Below are 18,168 nucleotides of genomic sequence, written 5' to 3'. Positions count from 1 at the left end.
GGTTAGACTATGGGGCGTGACTAAGCCAAATACTACCCCGCGCCCCGTCCTCGTTGTGGACTTTGGCGCTCAGTACGCGCAGCTTATTGCCCGCCGCGTGCGCGAGGCCAAGATTTACTCCGAGGTTGTCCCCAACTCCGCTTCTGTAGAGGAAATCAAAGCTAAAGACCCCGCCGCGCTTATTCTGACGGGCGGTCCGTCTTCCGTTTATGCCGACGGCGCCCCGGCCCTGAAGCCGGAGCTGCTTGAGCTCGGCATTCCCGTCTTCGGCATCTGCTACGGCTTCCAGGCCATGAACCATGCGCTTGGTGGCACCGTGTCGTCGACTGGCGAGCGTGAGTACGGCCGTACCGATATGAATGTTAAGGGCGGCGTACTTCACGAAGGCCTGGAGGCTACCCACAAGGTGTGGATGTCTCACGGCGATGCCGTATCTGCCGCTCCTGAAGGTTTTGAGGTTACGGCCACGTCGGCCGGTGCTCCGGTTGCAGCGATGGAGTGCCTAGACAAGAAGATGGCTGGCGTGCAGTACCACCCTGAGGTACAGCACTCGCCGCACGGCCAGGAGGTGCTTACCCGCTTCCTTACTGAGGTTGCTGGCCTAGAGCAGAACTGGACGGCCGATAATATCGCCGAGCAGCTCATCGCGGATGTCCGCGCGCAGGTGGGCGAGGAAGGCCGCGCTATTTGCGCCCTGTCCGGCGGTGTAGATTCCGCTGTAGCGGCCGCACTGGTGCAGCGTGCCATTGGAGATCGCCTCACCTGTGTCTTTGTTGACCACGGCTTGCTGCGTGCCGGCGAGCGCGAGCAGGTAGAAAAGGACTTTGTCGCCTCCACCGGCGCGAAGCTGGTGACTGCGGATGAGCGCGCTGCCTTCCTGGAAAAGCTGGCAGGAGTTAGCGACCCAGAAGCCAAGCGCAAGGCCATCGGCGCGGAGTTTATCCGTTCCTTTGAGCGCGCGGTTGCAGGCGTGCTTGACGACGCCCCCGCAGGCTCCACCATCGACTACCTCGTCCAAGGCACTCTGTACCCGGACGTTGTCGAGTCTGGCGGCGGCGATGGCACGGCGAATATTAAGTCTCACCACAATGTCGGCGGTCTGCCAGATGACGTGGAGTTCAAGCTGGTCGAGCCGCTGCGCCTGCTGTTTAAGGACGAGGTTCGCGCCGTCGGCCGCGAGCTGGGCTTGCCAGAAGAGATCGTTAGCCGCCAGCCATTCCCTGGCCCGGGCTTGGGTATCCGCATCATCGGTGAGGTAACCGAGGAGCGCTTGGAGACGCTACGCGAGGCAGACCTTATTGCTCGCACCGAGCTGACCAATGCCGGCCTAGATGACCAGATTTGGCAGTGCCCGGTAGTACTGCTGGCCGATGTCCGCTCCGTTGGCGTGCAGGGCGACGGCCGTACCTATGGCCACCCGATTGTGCTGCGCCCGGTGTCCTCGGAAGACGCCATGACCGCAGACTGGACCCGTTTGCCTTACGAGGTGCTGGAGAAGATTTCTACCCGCATCACCAACGAGGTGAAGGACGTCAACCGCGTGGTCTTGGACTGCACCTCCAAGCCACCGGGAACCATCGAGTGGGAGTAAAACGGCATGCGTAGAAGGCGCTCAGTCTAGTGCTGAGCGCCTTTTCGCTCGTTTTGGCGCCGGCGCTTACTCGCGTGGGGTAAACGGTGGCCGCCACACAATGCGCCCGCCCACCCGCTCGAGGCGGCCGCGTCGAGGTGGGGCGTTGGGGTCATCGTCGTTGACGCCATTATGGTAAGCGCAGCACATGACCAGGTTTTTCATATTCGTCTCCCCGCCATTGCTCCACGCTTTAAGGTGGTGGACTTGGGAGAGGTCGGCCGGCTGGTTGCAGCCCGGCCAGGCGCAGCGTGGGTTTTCTGCGGCGGCCATAATGCGCTGCTTGTCATTGGCCACGCGCGCCGTGCGGTAGAGATTGACTGGACCTTCTTCGGGGTGCACGAGCGTGACGTAGCCGGTTTCTTTGTCGCCAGCAAAGCCGACGTCGTTGAGCACGCGGCGCAGATATTCGGTGCCGGTGATGGTGGCGCCATTGGTCAGATCGAGCTCGATATCATTGCCGCGGCCGTCGCGGATGCGGATGAATTTGTCTAACGGCACGATGGCATTGGTCACCACTTCTGCCCGCGCGGCCGCAGCTTGGTCAAAGAAGATCTTTTCTACCGCCTCGAGCGATTGCTTTCCGGTCGCGGCCAGTGCGGCGTTGAGATCCGCGATGAAACTAGAGGTTCCGGTGATGGCAAGCGTCCAGAAGTCATTGGGGCGTCGGTAAGTGCGCACGCCTGGGGCTACGGTGTTGTCCTTCATTTCGCGCAAGCGCCGTCGGGCGTGTTTAAGGATGTGGCTCATTGAGCTGGTCATCGCGCAGCATTCCGCGCGCAGCTGCCAGGCCTGCTTTTTGCTGGGCGCGCGGTTAACAATGCGTTCTAGGGCGGTAAGGGTGGCGATGGAGTGGGTGTTGCGGCGGGCGTCGGCAATAGCGCGGCGCTGCAGGCGCGTAAATTTGGTGCGGCCGAAGTAGCTTTCGCACAAAAGCAGCAGATCGGCGGCGATGGCATCGGGCGCGCCGCGGTCCATGAGCTCGGACCCGGACATGCCTTGGCACCCGGCGATGATATCCATGCCAGGGCCCAAGGCGGTGAGGTAGGTCTCGAGTGCGTTCATGCCTGCAACGCTACGGCGCGCACCTACACCAGCGCACGGCCGGCGCAACCGCTACGGCCGATTCTGTGGATAACCCGGCCCGCATACCCGCCATGGGTCGGAAAAGCTGTGGATAACCCCGAAAAGTGTCGTTTAGATTAGGCAAACGCGAGCCGGCGCGTGCCATCTACATGGGGGAAGACGAAAAAGCTCAGCCCAAAGACCACTAGCCACACCAGCCCGGCGCCCCACGCAGGCAGGGCCACGATGGGCGCGAGCATCACCATAAGCCACAGAATCATCAGTGGCACGAGCTGTGCGATGGTAGGAACTAGAGCGACATTGCGCTTGTCGGCATAAGCGCGCATCGCACGGCGGTAGGGGTGGGCAAAGACGAGGACGAAGGCCGCCACGAGGCATACGAGCGCCCCAACCAGTGCGGCAAAGATATGCGCGCGGCTAGCCAAGAGTGCCACGGCTGCACCGATGAGGATGGACGAGCCCAAGCGCACCCATGGCGGAGTAGGGATGGGGGTGGTGTGCTCGCGCATGGCGCCGTAGGCAGCGTTGAAGTTCATGCCGCTAAGGCTACCATTCGAACATACACTTGCATGTGTCCGGGTGAGGGTTCATACTATTCGGGTGAGTCAAACGAGCGTTCGCCTAGAGAAAGCGGTGGCCGGGCTAAGTAGGTCGGACCGCGTGGCGATGCTGCGTACCCGCATGCGCGCTATGGAGCGCGGCCCGGAAGAAGAGCTGGTAGATACGCTCCCTGGCCTGGCGCGCTTGCTTCCCGCAGGTGGGCTGGCGCGCCGGCAGGTGGTGCACTGTGTGAACTGCCCGGCGCTGGTGGTGGAGCTTATCTGTCATCTCACCGCCCGCGGCGGGTATGTGGGAGTGGTGGGGTGGCCGGATTTGCTACTCGCACAAGTGGCCGAGGAGGGTGCTATCGAACGCGTGGTAACCGTGCCGGATCCGGGCCTGGATTCCTGGATGGTGGCGGGAGTATTGGCGGAAGGGTTGGACCTCGTCATCCACCATGGGCCGCCCGGCGAGGTAAGCCCCACCAAGGCTCGGCCGGTGCTGGCAAAAGTGCGCGGCGGGCGCGCGGCGGTGCTTACGGTGGGCACGCGCCTGCCCGGCACGGCGGTGGGGATAGGGGCGCGGGTGAGTGCCTATCGGGGCGTCGGCAAGGGCAGCGGGCGCATTCGCGGCGTGGACATGGACGTGGAGGTGACCTCGAAGCAGGGGGCCTCGCGCGGGGTGCTCACGGTGGGTGAGCGCCGCCGGTTGGAGGCCGTATGAGGGTAGCGGCCGTGTGGTTTCCGGATTGGCCCATCCAGGCCGCCGGCGGGCAGAGCCCTATGGTTATTGCGCGCAATCACTCGGTGGCGGTGTGCGATAGGAGGGCGCGCCGGGCGGGTGTTCGGCGCGGGATGCGCCTGCGCCAGGCCCAAGCGCTGTGCCCCGAGGCCGCAGTGGTGGAGGCCAATCCGGACCGGGATGGCGCGGCGTTTGCGGAGGTCGCGGCCGGCTTAGATGCGGTGGCGTCCTCGGTGGAGGTGTTGCGCCCAGGCCTGGCGATTGTGGATGCGGGCGCGGCTCTGCACTACCACGGGGAGAAAGCACTAGAGATGCTTGTCGACGCCTCTTCGTACGCCGGCTTCGACTCCACCCTCGGCGTTGCCGATGAGATTGCCACGGCCGTTATCGCAGCCCGGCACCGTGGTGTGGGCGCAGTGGTGCCGGAGGGCGGCTCGCGGGAGTTTTTGGCCACCCAGCCCGTAGGTGTGCTGGCGGCCGATGAGGCCTTGGGCTTTGAGGCGGGGTTTATCGCACAGCTGGACAAGCTAGGCGTGCGGCGTCTGGGCGACTTAGCCGCGCTGCCGTTTAAGCAGGTAGCCATCCGGTTTGGCGAGCCTGGCCGGCGCGCCCACGAACTGGCCCAGGCCCGTGCGGATAGGCGCGTGGCCCCAGAGCTGGCGCGCCCGGATCTGGCGGTGGAAATGGAAGAGCGCATCGAGCGCGTGGACGCGGCGGCCTTCGCGGCCCGCCAACTCGCGGCCCGGCTGCATGCCCGCTTGGAAGAGGCCGGCAAGGTGTGCCTGCGGCTGCGCGTGGTGGCGGAGTTTGGCACCGGTGAGGAGCTGGCGCGGGTATGGCGCACGCAGGAGGCGCTGACGGAGCAGGCCACCGCGGACCGTGTACGCTGGCAGCTCGATGGTTGGCTTACGCGCGCTACTGGTGAGGGCGCGGCCATTAGCCGCCTGGCGCTGGAGCCGGTGGAGGTTGCCGCCCCGTCCGCCACCGGCCTGTGGGGCGGGGAAGGATCGCAGGAGCAGGTCAAGCGCGTGATTGCCCGCGTGCAATCGCAGCTGGGGGTGGACCGCGTGCTGCAGCCGCGGGCGGTGGGCGGCCGTGGGGTAGCTGAGCGCATCGAGTACGTGCCCTATGGCGAGCAGCGCGATGCCCCGCCGGACGGCGAGTGGCCCGGCCGCATTCCCGCGCCCCTGCCCGCGCGGCTGGGCGGTGGGCCGAATCACCCGGCCGCGCGCATTCGGCTTATCGACGCCGCCGGGCGCCCCGTCTTCGTCACCGCCGAGGCCCTCCTGTCTGGGGCGCCGGTGGCCTTGAGCTGGGGTGCGCATCGTTTCCGCGTGCTGGGCTGGGCCGGGCCGTGGCCGGTGGATACGCAGTGGTGGACCGATACCCCGCAGCATGTGGCGCGCCTGCAGGCGGTGGGGCAAGCCGAGCACGAAGAGCATCAGCGGGCCTGGCTCTTGGTATGGTCCGGCGGCCGCTGGCGAGTTGAGGCGACCTATTAATCGCGAATATCGACCACGAGGCGGGTGGGGTTATCGAGAACCTGCACGGAATAAGGTTTGCGAGAGGTCATGCCGATGACAAATTGGCAGCGGCCCTCGTAGGTACCGCCATTGACCACCTGGGTGACGACTCCCTCTACGGGGGCATCCACCACGCCGATGTGGGGATCGTCCTTCCCCGCCTCGAAGGGGTAGACCACGCCGTCGATATTGACATTGAGTGCGGTCTCGCCGGAGTGGTCAATAGTCTTGCCAGAACCCTGCTGCGTGGGCGTGTCGGCATAGTCTACGAACCAGCCGGGAGAGCCGCTGCCGTCGAGTTCAAAGACAACGCGTTCAAAACCCTCGTGCTGGCCGATGCGCACGTTAGTCACCGTGAGCTCGGAGGGGGCCTGCGGCCGGAGGGTTTTCATTTCCATATTGGCCTGGCCTAGTGGATTGAGCCGGGAGTTATCCGCAGATGCAGCCATGGTGGTGCGGTCCGTCTCTTGGGCGGCGCAGCCGCTGAGGGAAGCAGCGACGAGGAGTGTTGCGGCGAGACGGACTTTTAGCATGCCCCCTAGGTTATAGTTTCGGCCGTGAACTGTATAGCCGAGGGGGTATTTCGTGGCCGAATTGTGGCCAAGGGTGTGAGCTGAAATGCAGAAAGGTTAGGCTTAGGTATATGACCGAGTTCTGTTCAGATATCCAGGTAGAGCCGCTGCCAGGCACGGCGAAGAAGGAATCCGTCTATGTGCTTTTTGAGTGGCCGGGCGGATGGTCGCGAGACGTGCTCGATGGCGATACCTTTGGGCCGGAGCTCACGGCGCAGCTCAAGGCCAAGCTGAAGGGCGTGGCGGGGCTGCAGCTTATCCGCCGACCGGGCCGCGACGGCCGCCAGGTAGGCAAGATGCACCGCTGCTACCTGGTGTGGGCCGAGCGGGGAGTGATGGAACTCGTGCTGCTGACGGGGCCGGAGAAAATCCTCGATCTGGATCTGACAGGACCTAGACGCAATGGAGGCGGCGCAGTGGAAACACCGCTGGTTTTGGTGTGTACGCACGCGAAGCGCGATACCTGCTGTGCGGTCAAGGGGCGGCCGTTGGCCGCGGAGCTGGTGGAGGATTACCCGGATATGGTCTGGGAGACCTCGCACACGAAGGGACACCGGTTCGCGCCATCGGTCATGCTCATGCCGTGGGGCTATTCCTTTGGACGAATGAATAAAGAAGCCGCCGCGCAGATGATTGCGGCGGCGGCGCGGGGAAAGTATTTTTACCCGGTAAATCGCGGGCGCGGTATTTTCGGCCCGCGCGGCCAGGTGGCGGAGTTGGCGGTGGCCCGAGCGCTTATCGACGCCGGCGAGGAGCTCTCCTACGGCCAGCTCACCGCCACTGATAGCGGCGAGGTCAGCCACATTGACGGCCGGCGCTGGCGCGTGACGCTCGAGGAGCGCGAGGTAGAAGGTGTGGTTTCTTCGTGTGGTGACGCCCCGAAGACGGGCCAAGCCATCGTAGCGACCGGCGTGGAGCCGGTCGCGGGGAGGGGCGGCGTCGGCAAGCGGGGGCTAGCGGCGCATGACCTTGGAAGAAAGCCAGTTGCCGAGGAACTGGGCGGCCTGCACCAGCACGATGATGATGAGCGTAGCCACGACGGTGACTTCCCACTCGAAGGCGCGGTAGCCGTAGACGATGGCAAAGTCGCCCAAGCCGCCGCCGCCGACGTAGCCGGCCATAGCGGACATGTCCACGATGGCGATGAACAGGAAGGTGTAGCCCAGGATCAGCGGGCCGAGGGCCTCCGGAACGATGACGGAGGTAATGATCTTCCACGGCGAGGCACCCATGGAGCGGGCGGCCTCGATAACACCGGGATCGATGGCCACGAGGTTTTGCTCCACCACGCGGGCCACGGAGAAGGTTGCGGCGATCACCATGACGAAGGTGGCCGGGCCGCGGCCGATGGAGCCGCCCATTACAGCGACGGTCAACGGCTGGGCAAAGGCCAGCAAAATGATGAACGGGATGGGACGGACGAAGTTCACCAGCAGGTTGACAATGACGTAGACAAACCGGTTCTGCAGGATGCCGCCTGTGCGGGTGGTGTAGAGCAGCATGCCCAGGCCAAGGCCGAGGATGCCGGAGATGATGAGGGTGGTCGAGACCATGATGAGGGTATCGACGATGGCCTCGGCTAGTGAAGGGCCGAGGCGGTCCCAGTTGGCTTGGGCGAGGTTGGTGACGGTCATCGTGCAATCTCCTCAATCTGGGTGGTGGTAGAAAGCGTGCGGTAGAACTCTTCGATGGCGTTATTATCGCCGCTAAGCCGCACGGTCAGCTTGCCAAAGGAATGCTGCTGCAACGTGGTGATACCGCCGTGGACAACGGCGATGGACACGCCGGCCTCCTTGAGCCGAGCGGCGGCGGTGAAGAAGCCGGATTCCTCGGTGAGGTTGATGGTAAACAGGCGGCCTTCGTGCGCAAGCAGGTCGTCGGTTTCGACGACGTCGGGTTCGTTGCGCAGCGAGGTGGCCACGAACTTGGCGGCCACGGAGGTCTGCGGGTTGGAGAAGACCTCGTAGACGCTGCCTTGCTCTACTACGCGGCCGTTTTCCATCACGGCGACCTTATCGGCGATGGAGCGAACGACTTCCATCTCGTGGGTAATAACCACGATGGTGATGCCGAATTCCTTGTTCACCCGGCGCAGCAGGTCGAGGACTTCCTGCGTGGTGGTGGGGTCGAGGGCGGAAGTGGCTTCGTCGGCAAGCAGCAGCGAAGGATTGGTGGCCAGCGCACGGGCAATGCCAACGCGCTGCTTCTGGCCGCCGGAAAGCTGCTCCGGGTAGCTCTTGCCTTTGTCTCCCAGACCGACGAAGTCCAGCAGTTCTTGCACGCGCTGGGCGCGCTCCTGCTTGCCGACGCCCTGCAGCTGCAGCGGGTATTCAATATTGCCGGCCGCGGTGCGCGAGCTCATCAGGTTGAACTGCTGGAAGATCATACCGATATTGCGGCGAATGCCACGCAGCTTCCGCTCGGACATGCCAACGATATTGGTCTCGTCGAGCAACAGCTCGCCGGCGGACGGGGTGTCCAAGCCGTTGATCATGCGCACGAGGGTGGACTTGCCGGCGCCGGAATAGCCAATGATGCCGACGATTTCGCCAGGCTCGATGGTCATGGAGACATGGTCGAGCGCCTTAATTCGCGCCTTTTTCTGCTTAAAGATCTTGGTGATCTCGCGGAACTCAATGCGGGTGCCGCGGTGGGTGGAATCTGCCACGTGTTTGCGTCCTTAGCTAGGAAAGTGCCAAACCCCGCCGGGGTCTCCGGCGGGGTAAAAGCAAGGGTGATTAGTCCAGATCTGCTTCGAGCTTATCCAGGATCTTCTGCAGATCCTCCTGGCTGCGCTCCACCTCGACGGAGGTGCCGGCAGAGTCTTCGTCAACGCCCTCCTGGACGGCGTCGCTGTGCCATAGCTCGGCGAGCTTCTTGATGTCCTCGTTATCGGCATCTTCCTCGCGAACGGCGAAGACATTGATGTACGGCTCTGCCTCTTCAGAGTTCGGGTCGTCCTGGAAGATGGCGGTGGCTGGGTCGATGCCGGCGCGCTCCAGGAAGGAGTTATTGATAATCGCCGGGGTGCCCTCGCCGTGTGCGGACGTGGTCTGTGCCGCGTCTACCGGGGTGACCTTGACCTTGGACTTCTTCTCATCGATGTCCAGGGGGGTGGGCTCCAGGTTGTCCTTGTCCTTGAGGGTGAGAAGGCCGGCCTGGACCAGCACGTTGATGGCGCGAGCCTGGTTGGTGGAGTCATTCGGGATGGCGACCTCTTCGCCCTCGATGCCGTCGAGGGAGTCGTGGTCCTTCCAGAACAGTGCCAGCGGCACGATCTCGGTAGCCACGATAGGCACCAGGTTGGTGCCATTGCCGTGGTTATACTCCGCCAAGAACTTCAGGTGCTGGAAGTTATTGGTGTCCAGCTCGCCCTGGTCCAGGGCCTGGTTCGGGGTGTTGTAATCCGCGAAAGGCTGGATATCGATGTCATAGCCCGCGTTCTTTGCTTCCTGCTCGAACGCTACCCAAGCCTTCTTTGCGTCATCGGTGGTGCCGACTTTGATGGTCTTGGAGTCATCGGAGTCGGAAGAGCATGCCACCAGGCTGGTGGCGGCGATGGACACGGCGGCGGTAGCAGCTACTACGCGACGGATCTGCATGGGGAATCCCCTTCTTGTAGGAGTTGAAATAATTTGTCTGTGTAGCAACTTAGCAATCAGCGAACCGCTTTGTCTATTGTGGGCATCACGTCCCACCGGCTTGTCTAGAACAATGATTCGACATTACGCTTGCTGGAGTGGAATTTAATGGCGGAAGGGCATTGTCATGGTCGCGGGTGGAGCGCATCCTCTCTGGCCGCGAATCTGCTGCGCCCGTGCCGATGGATCACCTTCCCGGACCAACGGCTCCTGCCCAGCACGGCCATTCCACCGTGCCCTTTGCGGAGCTGCATGCGGTAAGTTCCTATAGCTTTCTTGACGGCGCCGCTGAGCCGGAGGAACTGGTAGCACGGGCTGCGGAGCTGGGCCTTGAGGGGTTGGCCATCGTGGACCGCGATGGTTTTTATGGGCTCATGAAATTCGCCGAAGCCGCTGCTAAAGCCGGTCTTCCGGCCGTATATGGTGCGGAGCTATCGCTCGCGGAGGCCCCGGTGACCGTGCTGGCACGCACCCCGGAGGGCTATCGCCGCCTGTCGTGCCTCATTGCGCGCGCCCGGATGGAAGCGGGGGAGAAGGATCGCGTAGCTTATCCGCCCTTGGATGAGGTGGCACGCGAACTGGAAGGGGAGTGCTTCTTCCTAGTGGGGCCGGAAGCGTTAGCAGAAATCGATAATCTGCTCGAAAGAATAAAAATAGACAGCATAGTTCTCGAATATTCGTGCAGCATGTCCCCCGAGGATGCGGATCAACACCGTTTCCTGGATAAATACAATAACCTGCGGGCCATCGCAACCGCACGGCCCGCGGCCGCGACCCGCGACCAAGCTCGGCTTGCTGCTGCCAAGCGTGCCCTGGCCCGGCGCGAATCCCTCGCGGCCGCCGCGCCGCACGCCCACCCCATGGGTGCTGGCTGGCTGCGATCCGGCGAGCAGATGGCGCAACTCTTGCCGGATCGGCCGGAGCTCATCGCCGAAACCGTGGCGCTCGCCCGCGAGTGTTCCTTTACCTGGGATGCGCTTGCCCCGAACCTGCCGCACTTTCCCGTTCCGGAGGGGCATACCGAGATGAGCTGGCTAGAACGCGAGGTGTGGCGCCGTGCCAAGGACCGCTATGCCTCGCGCCCAGCCGAGATTAAGCAGGCGGCGAAGAAGCAGATTAAGCATGAGCTGGGCGTCATCAAGCAGCTAGGCTTTCCGGGCTACTTCCTAATCGTGTGCGACCTGGTGGATTTTTGCCGGCGTGAGAATATTTTGTGCCAGGGGCGAGGTTCGGCCGCTAACTCCGCCGTGTGCTTCGCGCTGGGCATTACCAACGCTGAGCCTATTTCCGCGCAGCTGCTCTTCGAGCGTTTTCTTTCCCCGGACCGCGATGGCCCGCCCGATATTGATATCGATATCGAGTCCGGCCGCCGTGAGGAGGTAATCCAGTATGTCTATCGCACTCACGGCCGTGATCGAGCCGCGCAGGTGGCCAATGTCATTACCTATCGCCGCAAGGGGGCTACCCGCGATGCCGCCCGCGCGCTAGGTTACCCGCAGGGATCGGCCGATGCGTGGTCGAAGGGTGCCTCCGAACCGCCTGCTGAGGTCTCATCTTTGGCCGAGCAATTCCTCGGACAGCCCCGCCACCTAGGAATCCACTCCGGCGGCATGGTGCTGTGTGATCGGCCCATCGCGGACGTCGTGCCGATGGAATGGGCGCGCATGGAAAACCGTTCCGTGCTGCAATGGGATAAGGACGATTGTGCGGCCGCCGGCCTAGTGAAATTCGACCTTTTGGGCCTTGGCATGTTGGAGGCGCTGCACCACATGATTGACGCCGTGCGCGCCACCACCGGCCGCGAGGTGCACTTGTGGGAGCTCGACCTCGCCGAGCCGGAAGTCTATGACATGCTCTGCCGCGCCGATGCGGTGGGCGTCTTCCAAGTGGAATCCCGCGCGCAGCTAGCCACGTTGCCGCGCCTGAAGCCGCGCCGTTTCTTTGACCTAGTGGTCGAAGTCGCGCTCATTCGCCCCGGCCCCATCCAGGGCGGGTCCGTGCACCCTTACCTGCGTCGTCGCGATGGCCTAGAGGAGGTAACCTATGACCATCCCGTGCTGGAAAAATCCCTGGGGAAGACCCTGGGCATTCCGCTCTTCCAGGAGCAACTGATGCAGATCGCGGTCGACGCCGCCGGGTTCTCCGGCGCCGAGGCCGATGATCTGCGCCGCGCCATGGGCTCGAAGCGATCCCCGGAAAAGATGGACGCGCTGCGCAGTCGTTTCTATGCGGGTTTGCACGAAACCAATGGCATCGAGGGCGATGTGGCCGATAAGCTCTGGACCAAAATCGTGGCCTTCGCCGCCTATGGCTTCCCCGAATCGCACTCGCAGTCCTTTGCCTCGCTGGTGTATTTTTCCGCGTGGTTTAAATACCACTACCCGGCGGAGTTTTGCGTGGGCCTGCTGCGCGCACAGCCGATGGGTTTCTATTCCCCGCAGTCACTCATCCAGGATGCCCGGCGCCATGGCGTGCGGGTGCTGCCGGTAAGTATTAATGACTCCGGCGCCCAGGCTCGCGCGACGGGACCTGCCGAGATTCGCTTGGGCCTTAACCTCATCAAAGGGCTGGGGGAGTCCGCCGCCGAGCGTGTGGAGGCGGCCGCGCCTTTTGCTAGCGTGTCCGATCTTTCGCGCCGGGCGGACCTCAGCGTGGAGCAGGTGGAGGCGCTGGCCACGGCCGGGGCGTTGGAGTGCCTTGGGCTGGACCGTCGCCAAGCGTTGTGGCAGGCCGGAGTTGCCGCCACCGAGCGCGAGGGCATGCTGCCCGGCACCTCCGCCCTGGCCTCGCCGCACCTGCCCGGCATGTCTGCTTTTGAGCTTATGGCTACCGACGTCGCCGCCACCGGCGTGACCTATAACCAGCAGCCGATGGAGCTGGTGCGTGCCTCGCTTGCCGACGTCCTCCCTGCCTCCCAGCTCCCCCATGTCCCCGATGGCACCCGCGTGCGCATCGCCGGCATTATCACTCACCGCCAGCGCCCGCGTACAGCGTCTGGCCTGACCTTTTTGGGTGTGGAGGATGAAACCGGCCTGATGAATGTGATGGTTTCACCCGGATTGTGGTCGCGGCATAAAGTTCTGGCCCGCACCGCCCGTGCGATGATCATCCGCGGCATCGTGCAAAATGCCACTGGTGCGGTGAGCGTGGTCGCGGATAAGCTAGAGCCGCTGGACTTTGGCGAATTCCTCTCCCGCGGCTCCCGCGACTTCCGCTAGTTGCCGCCGCTGCGCAGCTCGTCCGCGTTAAGTTTATTGGCCAATTCCTTGGCTACCGCAAATGGGATCCATAGCAGCTGGATGTAGATGAGCTTGGCAAAGAAGATGGCGATATTAGTCCCAGAGGTCGCTGCCTCCGCTGTGACCTGCTCTGTGCCGAAGACTTGCAGGCCAAATGCGGTGGCACCAGCGACAAGGAAGAGCACTATTGCTGTAATTAAAGCGGTCTTGAGACCCTTCTCGCGGGCGTCGGTATGCAGACGCAGCTCGTATTCATCCATCTTTGTGGTGGGAACGTCGAGGTGCCGGATGGACTGACGCAACCACGTGGTGCAGATAGTCGCCGCAATGCCGGCAATTGGCCATAGCAAGTTAGACAAGCCGAGCGCGAAGAAGTGTAGGGCCGCCGCCATGATGGCCAGGCCGAGAAAAATATCGCCGGCCAGGACAAGGCGCTTGCGGCGAGAAACGGAGGCGGGAATCGTGTTAGCCATTAGGAATTCTTCCTGTAGATTTCAGTGGACATGGGGGAAAATTCCTGGCGAGAAAAAATAGCCTCCACGGGGAGGTCAAAAACCTCACAAACGCGGAAGGCTAAGTCCAGGCTGGGGGAGTGGTCGCCGCGCTCAAGTGCACCGACGGTCTGGGGGTTGACATCGATGGCCTCGGCCAACTGCGCGCGCGACATGTCCCGCTCGGCGCGCAGCACACGAACCCGGTTATAAATGGGTGCGGAGGGCTTCTTCTTTGGGGACATAAATCAAAGTATTGCATAAACCCAACACGCTGGCAAGGGTCGTTACTCGACGCCGAAGATATCTCCCGGCTGGCAGTCCAGTGCCGCGCACAGTGCTGCCAGGGTGCTAAAGCGTACGGCTTTGGCGCGATTATTCTTCAATACGGAGAGGTTAACTGGGGTGATTCCTACTTCTCTAGCGAGCGCCGCGCCGGTAATGTCGCGCTCTTGCATAATCCGGTCGAGGTGGCAGACTACTTGGGATTCTTGTGTCTCAGACAAGGCCGTCGACCTCCTCTTCTAGCTTGCAGCCGCGCTTGATGGCGGTCGAGAAGAGCTGCAAGGTACAGACGAAGAGGTAGGGCAGGGCGAGCTCGCCAAGGGACGTTCCGTCCTGGCTGGCCCACCAGTCGATTCCTAGCTGTGAGGAAGCCCAGTTGTTGCCCATTCCTTCGAGTGGGAAGCGTCCAATAAACCAGACGAGAATCCCGATGGTCATTCCATTGAGGAAGCGAATATTTTTCGTAGTGAAGACCTGCCCGCGAAGCATTGGCTTGACCAAACGGTAGGCAAAGAACGCGATAATTAAGATGGCCGCAATCTTGGCGACGAGCGCCGCAGTGAGCATCCAGAATGGCCCGCCGTCGAGGTTGTGTTTGCTTAGGCCTTCTGGGATGGCTGCGCTCAGTGCGGTGGAAAAGCGTCCGGTGGCAAGCTCACGCAGGTAGGTAGGGCCGAGGATGACGATGGTAAGGAGGCAGATGCCGGCCGCTGTGTTAATTTCGCGGCGCTCGGCCTTGGAGGTGGGTTGTGGGGTGGTCATGACAATCCTTTCCGCCGATTGTTTATCGACTCTCGATGTTGTCGTAATTCGATAATATCGATTAACGATAAGTGAGGCAAGGGTATGGCCCGATTGATACTGTCAATAACTATGAGCGAAGAAATGAATCCCGTCTCGCCACGCCTGGTGACCTCGCGTTATATCCACCACCTGAGCTGGATGATTGTCCTCGCGGCGGCCGCCGGTGCGGCAGGTTTCTGGTGGACCCCGTGGTTCTACTGGGCGGCCGGGCTTTTCGTCGCCCTTTTCTTCTGGCTGCTCTGGCTCATCCCCGCCCAGGTGCGCAACATGGGCTGGCTCGAGACCGACGATGAGCTGCTTATCACTCGCGGCAAGCTCTGGCATTCCTTCACCGTCGTGCCCTACGGCCGCATCCAATTCGTGGACGTGACCTCCGGGCCCATCGACCGCGCCCTCGGGCTAAAAAAGCTGCAGCTCCACACGGCCTCGGCCAGCACGGACGCCACCATTAAGGGCTTGGAAGCCCCGCTTGCCGACGCCCTCCGTACCCGCCTTGCCCACCAAGCCCGCGAACGGATGAGCGGCCTATGAGCGACCAGTCCAGCACCCAACCAAGCTTCCGCCGCGTCCACCGCCTCACCCCGCTGCTGCGCCTATGGTCAGTGATCCTGGCCCTCATCGCGGCCTTCGCCCTCAACGTCAACCTGGAAGCCCTACGCGATATCTTTGCCTTCATCACTGACGAGCACCGCGGTGAGGCCCTGCGCGATACCGCCTTTGCGATCGCCGGGTTCGTTGCGGTCTGCGCGGTCGTGTGGCTCGCCTCCGGCCTATGGTGGCGCCGCATGGGCTACCAACTCGGCGGGGACGAGCTCTCCCTGCGCCGCGGACTCTTTTCCACCCAACTGCGCACCGCGCGCTATGACCGCACCCAGGCCGTCGACGTCGTCGAACCCGTCATCGCACGCCTTTTCCGGCTAGCGGCCGTGCGCGTGGAAACCGCCGGCGGCCAATCATCCGTCATCGAAATCGCGTACCTCAAAAAGGCTGACGCCGAAGCCCTGCGCGAGGACATCCTCGCCCGCGTCCACGGCGCTCCTGCACCGGCCGCCACCTCCGCCGACACTGACACGACCGCCGTCGACGCAACCAGCGCCCACACGCCCGCCGCACCGGCCGAAGAACCGGCCCTCGTGCCCGAAATCCCCATTGCCCGCTCCCTTATGGCGGCCGCGCTGCGCACCTCCACGCTTTTCCTCGTCGGCTTCCTCATCGTCGTCGTGGTCACCCGGCTGCCGCTGTCGACCGCGCTGCCCATCCTCGTCGGCGCGATCCCCAACGCCTGGAACGTGCTCGATTCCTCCTGGCGCTACACCGCCCGCACCGACGGCGAGGTCCTCAACATCACCTACGGCCTGGCCGATCGCCGCCGCCAAAGCATCCGCCTCGACCGCATCCACGCCGTGCAAATTACCCAGCCCTTCCTCTGGCGGCCGCTGGGCTGGTACGAGGTGAGGGTGTCGGTGGCGGGGTATGGGGCGTCGGCAAGCGGCAAGGCTTCTGGCTCCACTCGCATCCTGCCGGTGGGCACCCTCGCCCAAGCCCGGCAATTCCTCCCGGCCGACGCCGCACCCACCTACGCCTCGCCGGCCCGCGCCAAGTGGGTCTCCCCGCTGGACTACCGCCAGCAAACCGTCGCGCTCACCGGCGACTACGTCATCGTGCGCAACGGCCGGCTCAACCGCCGCGTCAAGGCCATCCACACCTCCCATATCCAGGAGCTAACCTACCGCCGCGGGCCGATTTCCCAGGCGCTCGGCCTAGCCACCGTCAACCTCGACCTAGTTCAAGGGCCCGTGCGCATGGCCGCGCGCAACCTCACGCTTGCCGACGCCACCGCACTCCTTGCCCGCCTGCGCTCCCGCCAACTGCCAGGGCTTAAACCGCCCCGTTAAAGCCCAGCTGGCGCCACGCCTCGAATACGGCCGTCGACGCCGAATTCGACAGGTTCATCGAGCGCCTGGCCGGCACCATCGGAATGCGCACGCGGTCCGTCACGCGCGGATGGTTAATATGCTCCTCCGGCAGGCCAGTCGGCTCCGTGCCGAAGAGAAGGACATCGCCTTCCTGGTATTCGATATCCGTAAACCACTTATCCGTATGCGTGGTAAACGCGAAGACGCGCGCCCCCGGCAGCGCATCCATGCAGGCCTGAAAATCCTTGTGAATCTGCACATCGGCCAGATCGTGATAATCCAGTCCGGCGCGCTTTAAGTGCTTATCGTCGAAATTGAAACCCAGCGGCTCAATCAGGTGCAGGCTCGCGCCCGTCACCGCGGCCGTGCGGATGGCGTTGCCCGTATTAGTAGGAATGACCGGGTTATCAAAGACAATGTGCAGCTGGCTCATGCCTTCAGTCTAGGATGGTGGCTATGAGCGCTACCAAACTAGATGGCACACTGTACCGCGACGAGATTTTCGCCGACCTCGCCCAGCGCGTGGCCGCACTGAAGGACAAGGGGATTACGCCCGGCCTCGCCACCGTCTTGGTCGGCGAAGACCCTGGCTCCCAGTCCTATGTGAAGATGAAGCACCGCGACTGCGAAAAACTCGGCATCAATTCCATCCGCAAGGACCTGCCGGCCGACATCACGCAGGAAGAACTCGAGGCCGTTATCGATGAGCTCAACGCCGATGACGCCTGCACCGGCTACATCGTCCAGCTCCCGCTGCCCAAGCACTTGGATGAAAACGCCATCCTCGAGCGCATCGACCCCGAAAAGGACGCCGACGGCCTGCACCCGGTCAACCTGGGCAAGCTGGTGCTCAACGAGGACGCGCCCCTGCCCTGTACCCCGAACGGCTGCCTGCACCTGCTGCGCCGCTTCGGCGTTGAGCTTGACGGCGCCAAGACCGTGGTCATCGGCCGCGGCGTGACCGTGGGCCGTCCCATCGGCCTGATGCTTACCCGCCGTAGCGAGAACTCCACCGTCACCCTCTGCCACACCGGTACCAAGGACCTGGCCGCCGAGACCCGCGAGGCCGACATCGTCATCGCCGCCGCCGGCCAGCCCCACATGCTCACTGCGGACATGATTAAGGAAGGCGCCGCGCTTCTCGACGTCGGAGTCTCCCGCGTCGACGGCAAGCTCACCGGTGACATCCACCCAGACTGCTGGGACAAGGCCGGATTCGTCTCGCCGAACCCGGGCGGCGTCGGCCCGCTGACCCGTGCCTTCTTGGTGCGCAATATCGTCGAGCGCGCGGAAAAGTTGGCGTGAATCTAGATAACCCGCACGACGCCGAGCTCGCGCCCTCCCCGCTGCCGCCCGCCGCGCAGTGGGCGGCTATCGGCATCTTCGTGGCCGGTGTGGTCGTCTCCGGCGGTTACGCGGTCTTCGAGTACTGGCGCCGAGCCACGTTCCTCCTTGGACTCGCTCTGCTGTGGCTCACTGTGGTACGCCTGACTTGTGATTCCAGCCGCGTTGGCGTGCTGGCAGTGCGTTCGCGTCGCTTCGATGCCTGCTTTACCGGCCTACTCGGCGCCGTGATGGCCTTTCTGGCCTTCTCCGTGGATTCGCTCGGCAGCTAGTTATCCACAGTCTTTTGTAGAGCTTTCACCTATCTCGGCCTTAGAGGGTGTCGTTCGGGAGATTATCCACAGGCTGCCGCCCGT

The 18,168-nt window shown here is 63.3% G+C and carries 19 protein-coding genes and 1 pseudogene; 9 read left to right on the top strand and 11 right to left on the bottom strand.

The genetic code is table 11. The features are described 5' to 3' along the window. Positions 1 to 16 precede the first annotated feature (16 nt). Positions 17 to 1,591 carry a glutamine-hydrolyzing GMP synthase gene (guaA, locus tag I6J28_RS00410; RefSeq protein ID WP_204610141.1) on the top strand — a complete coding sequence of 525 codons (1,575 nt, stop codon included), beginning with the start codon at positions 17 to 19 and terminating at the stop codon, positions 1,589 to 1,591. Between the two features lie 66 nt (positions 1,592 to 1,657). Here guaA and I6J28_RS00405 read toward each other — a convergent pair whose 3' ends face one another. Continuing rightward, a complete protein-coding gene (locus I6J28_RS00405) occupies positions 1,658 to 2,695 on the bottom strand; it encodes an HNH endonuclease signature motif containing protein (protein ID WP_204610140.1) in 1,038 nt (345 codons plus the stop codon). A 137-nt stretch (positions 2,696 to 2,832) separates the two neighbouring features. Next, on the bottom strand, positions 2,833 to 3,252 hold the full coding sequence (locus I6J28_RS00400; RefSeq protein WP_005322680.1) for a hypothetical protein: 420 nt from the start codon (positions 3,250 to 3,252) through the stop codon (positions 2,833 to 2,835). 130 nt (positions 3,253 to 3,382) lie between these two features. On the opposite strand from I6J28_RS00400, the gene I6J28_RS00395 reads away from it, so the two are divergent. Then, the gene (locus tag I6J28_RS00395) at positions 3,383 to 3,979 is read left to right on the top strand and encodes a hypothetical protein (protein ID WP_204611368.1); all 597 of its coding nucleotides are present in this window, start codon (positions 3,383 to 3,385) and stop codon (positions 3,977 to 3,979) included. Beyond that, positions 3,976 to 5,499 carry a Y-family DNA polymerase gene (locus tag I6J28_RS00390; RefSeq protein WP_204610139.1) on the top strand — a complete coding sequence of 508 codons (1,524 nt, stop codon included), beginning with the start codon at positions 3,976 to 3,978 and terminating at the stop codon, positions 5,497 to 5,499. Before I6J28_RS00395 ends, I6J28_RS00390 begins: the two co-directional genes overlap by 4 nt. Here the strand turns inward: I6J28_RS00390 and I6J28_RS00385 are convergent. Further along, a complete protein-coding gene (locus tag I6J28_RS00385) occupies positions 5,496 to 6,053 on the bottom strand; it encodes an AMIN-like domain-containing (lipo)protein (RefSeq protein ID WP_023020638.1) in 558 nt (185 codons plus the stop codon). The two genes, I6J28_RS00390 and I6J28_RS00385, sit on opposite strands and share 4 nt — an antisense overlap. A gap of 110 nt (positions 6,054 to 6,163) precedes the next feature. Between I6J28_RS00385 and I6J28_RS00380 the strand changes: the two are divergent. Continuing rightward, a pseudogene (locus I6J28_RS00380) lies at positions 6,164 to 7,018 on the top strand (sucrase ferredoxin); the annotation flags it as partial. A 27-nt stretch (positions 7,019 to 7,045) separates the two neighbouring features. Here I6J28_RS00380 and I6J28_RS00375 read toward each other — a convergent pair. The 3 genes from I6J28_RS00375 to I6J28_RS00365 form a co-directional block, all read right to left on the bottom strand. Continuing rightward, complete coding sequence (locus I6J28_RS00375) at positions 7,046 to 7,726, bottom strand: methionine ABC transporter permease (RefSeq protein WP_204610138.1); 681 nt, start codon at positions 7,724 to 7,726, stop codon at positions 7,046 to 7,048. Next, a complete protein-coding gene (locus tag I6J28_RS00370) occupies positions 7,723 to 8,760 on the bottom strand; it encodes a methionine ABC transporter ATP-binding protein (protein WP_204610137.1) in 1,038 nt (345 codons plus the stop codon). The genes I6J28_RS00375 and I6J28_RS00370 overlap by 4 nt, the downstream gene beginning before the upstream one ends. Before the next feature lie 70 nt (positions 8,761 to 8,830). Beyond that, positions 8,831 to 9,694, bottom strand: a complete 864-nt coding sequence (locus tag I6J28_RS00365) for a MetQ/NlpA family ABC transporter substrate-binding protein (RefSeq protein WP_204610135.1) — start codon at positions 9,692 to 9,694, stop codon at positions 8,831 to 8,833. 137 nt (positions 9,695 to 9,831) lie between these two features. Between I6J28_RS00365 and I6J28_RS00360 the strand changes: the two genes are divergently transcribed. Continuing rightward, positions 9,832 to 12,951, top strand: a complete 3,120-nt coding sequence (locus tag I6J28_RS00360) for an error-prone DNA polymerase (RefSeq protein ID WP_204610133.1) — start codon at positions 9,832 to 9,834, stop codon at positions 12,949 to 12,951. On the opposite strand, the gene I6J28_RS00355 is transcribed toward I6J28_RS00360, so the two are convergent. Genes I6J28_RS00355 through I6J28_RS00340 form a run of 4 tightly spaced genes read right to left on the bottom strand, consistent with a single transcriptional unit; the run spans position 12,948 to position 14,510 of the window. Further along, positions 12,948 to 13,445 carry a hypothetical protein gene (locus I6J28_RS00355; protein WP_204610131.1) on the bottom strand — a complete coding sequence of 166 codons (498 nt, stop codon included), beginning with the start codon at positions 13,443 to 13,445 and terminating at the stop codon, positions 12,948 to 12,950. The two genes, I6J28_RS00360 and I6J28_RS00355, sit on opposite strands and share 4 nt — an antisense overlap. After that, positions 13,445 to 13,708: a helix-turn-helix transcriptional regulator gene (locus I6J28_RS00350; RefSeq protein WP_023020645.1), complete on the bottom strand. Its 264-nt coding sequence runs from the start codon at positions 13,706 to 13,708 to the stop codon at positions 13,445 to 13,447. The genes I6J28_RS00355 and I6J28_RS00350 overlap by 1 nt, the downstream gene beginning before the upstream one ends. Positions 13,709 to 13,750: 42 nt before the next feature. Beyond that, positions 13,751 to 13,969: a helix-turn-helix domain-containing protein gene (locus tag I6J28_RS00345; protein WP_275431217.1), complete on the bottom strand. Its 219-nt coding sequence runs from the start codon at positions 13,967 to 13,969 to the stop codon at positions 13,751 to 13,753. Continuing rightward, complete coding sequence (locus I6J28_RS00340) at positions 13,962 to 14,510, bottom strand: hypothetical protein (protein ID WP_239454632.1); 549 nt, start codon at positions 14,508 to 14,510, stop codon at positions 13,962 to 13,964. Before I6J28_RS00340 ends, I6J28_RS00345 begins: the two co-directional genes overlap by 8 nt. Before the next feature lie 111 nt (positions 14,511 to 14,621). Between I6J28_RS00340 and I6J28_RS00335 the strand changes: the two genes are divergently transcribed. Continuing rightward, positions 14,622 to 15,083, top strand: a complete 462-nt coding sequence (locus I6J28_RS00335) for a PH domain-containing protein (protein WP_179387420.1) — start codon at positions 14,622 to 14,624, stop codon at positions 15,081 to 15,083. Then, complete coding sequence (locus I6J28_RS00330) at positions 15,080 to 16,447, top strand: PH domain-containing protein (RefSeq protein ID WP_204610130.1); 1,368 nt, start codon at positions 15,080 to 15,082, stop codon at positions 16,445 to 16,447. The genes I6J28_RS00335 and I6J28_RS00330 overlap by 4 nt, the downstream gene beginning before the upstream one ends. On the opposite strand, the gene I6J28_RS00325 is transcribed toward I6J28_RS00330, so the two are convergent. Then, positions 16,431 to 16,901, bottom strand: a complete 471-nt coding sequence (locus I6J28_RS00325) for a tRNA (cytidine(34)-2'-O)-methyltransferase (protein ID WP_005322648.1) — start codon at positions 16,899 to 16,901, stop codon at positions 16,431 to 16,433. The two genes, I6J28_RS00330 and I6J28_RS00325, sit on opposite strands and share 17 nt — an antisense overlap. Positions 16,902 to 16,924: 23 nt before the next feature. Here I6J28_RS00325 and I6J28_RS00320 point away from each other — a divergent pair, with 23 nt between their 5' ends. After that, positions 16,925 to 17,773 (top strand): bifunctional methylenetetrahydrofolate dehydrogenase/methenyltetrahydrofolate cyclohydrolase, encoded by an 849-nt coding sequence (locus I6J28_RS00320; RefSeq protein ID WP_150850691.1) that lies wholly within the window; start codon positions 16,925 to 16,927, stop codon positions 17,771 to 17,773. Further along, positions 17,770 to 18,084 (top strand): DUF3017 domain-containing protein, encoded by a 315-nt coding sequence (locus I6J28_RS00315; protein ID WP_204610126.1) that lies wholly within the window; start codon positions 17,770 to 17,772, stop codon positions 18,082 to 18,084. The genes I6J28_RS00320 and I6J28_RS00315 overlap by 4 nt, the downstream gene beginning before the upstream one ends. Positions 18,085 to 18,168: the final 84 nt, after the last annotated feature.

The sequence above is a fragment of the Corynebacterium tuberculostearicum genome (assembly GCF_016894265.1).
Taxonomy (GTDB): domain Bacteria; phylum Actinomycetota; class Actinomycetes; order Mycobacteriales; family Mycobacteriaceae; genus Corynebacterium; species Corynebacterium tuberculostearicum_D.
Note: the sequence above shows the minus strand (reverse complement) of the source record. Positions and strands in the feature narration are given on the sequence as shown.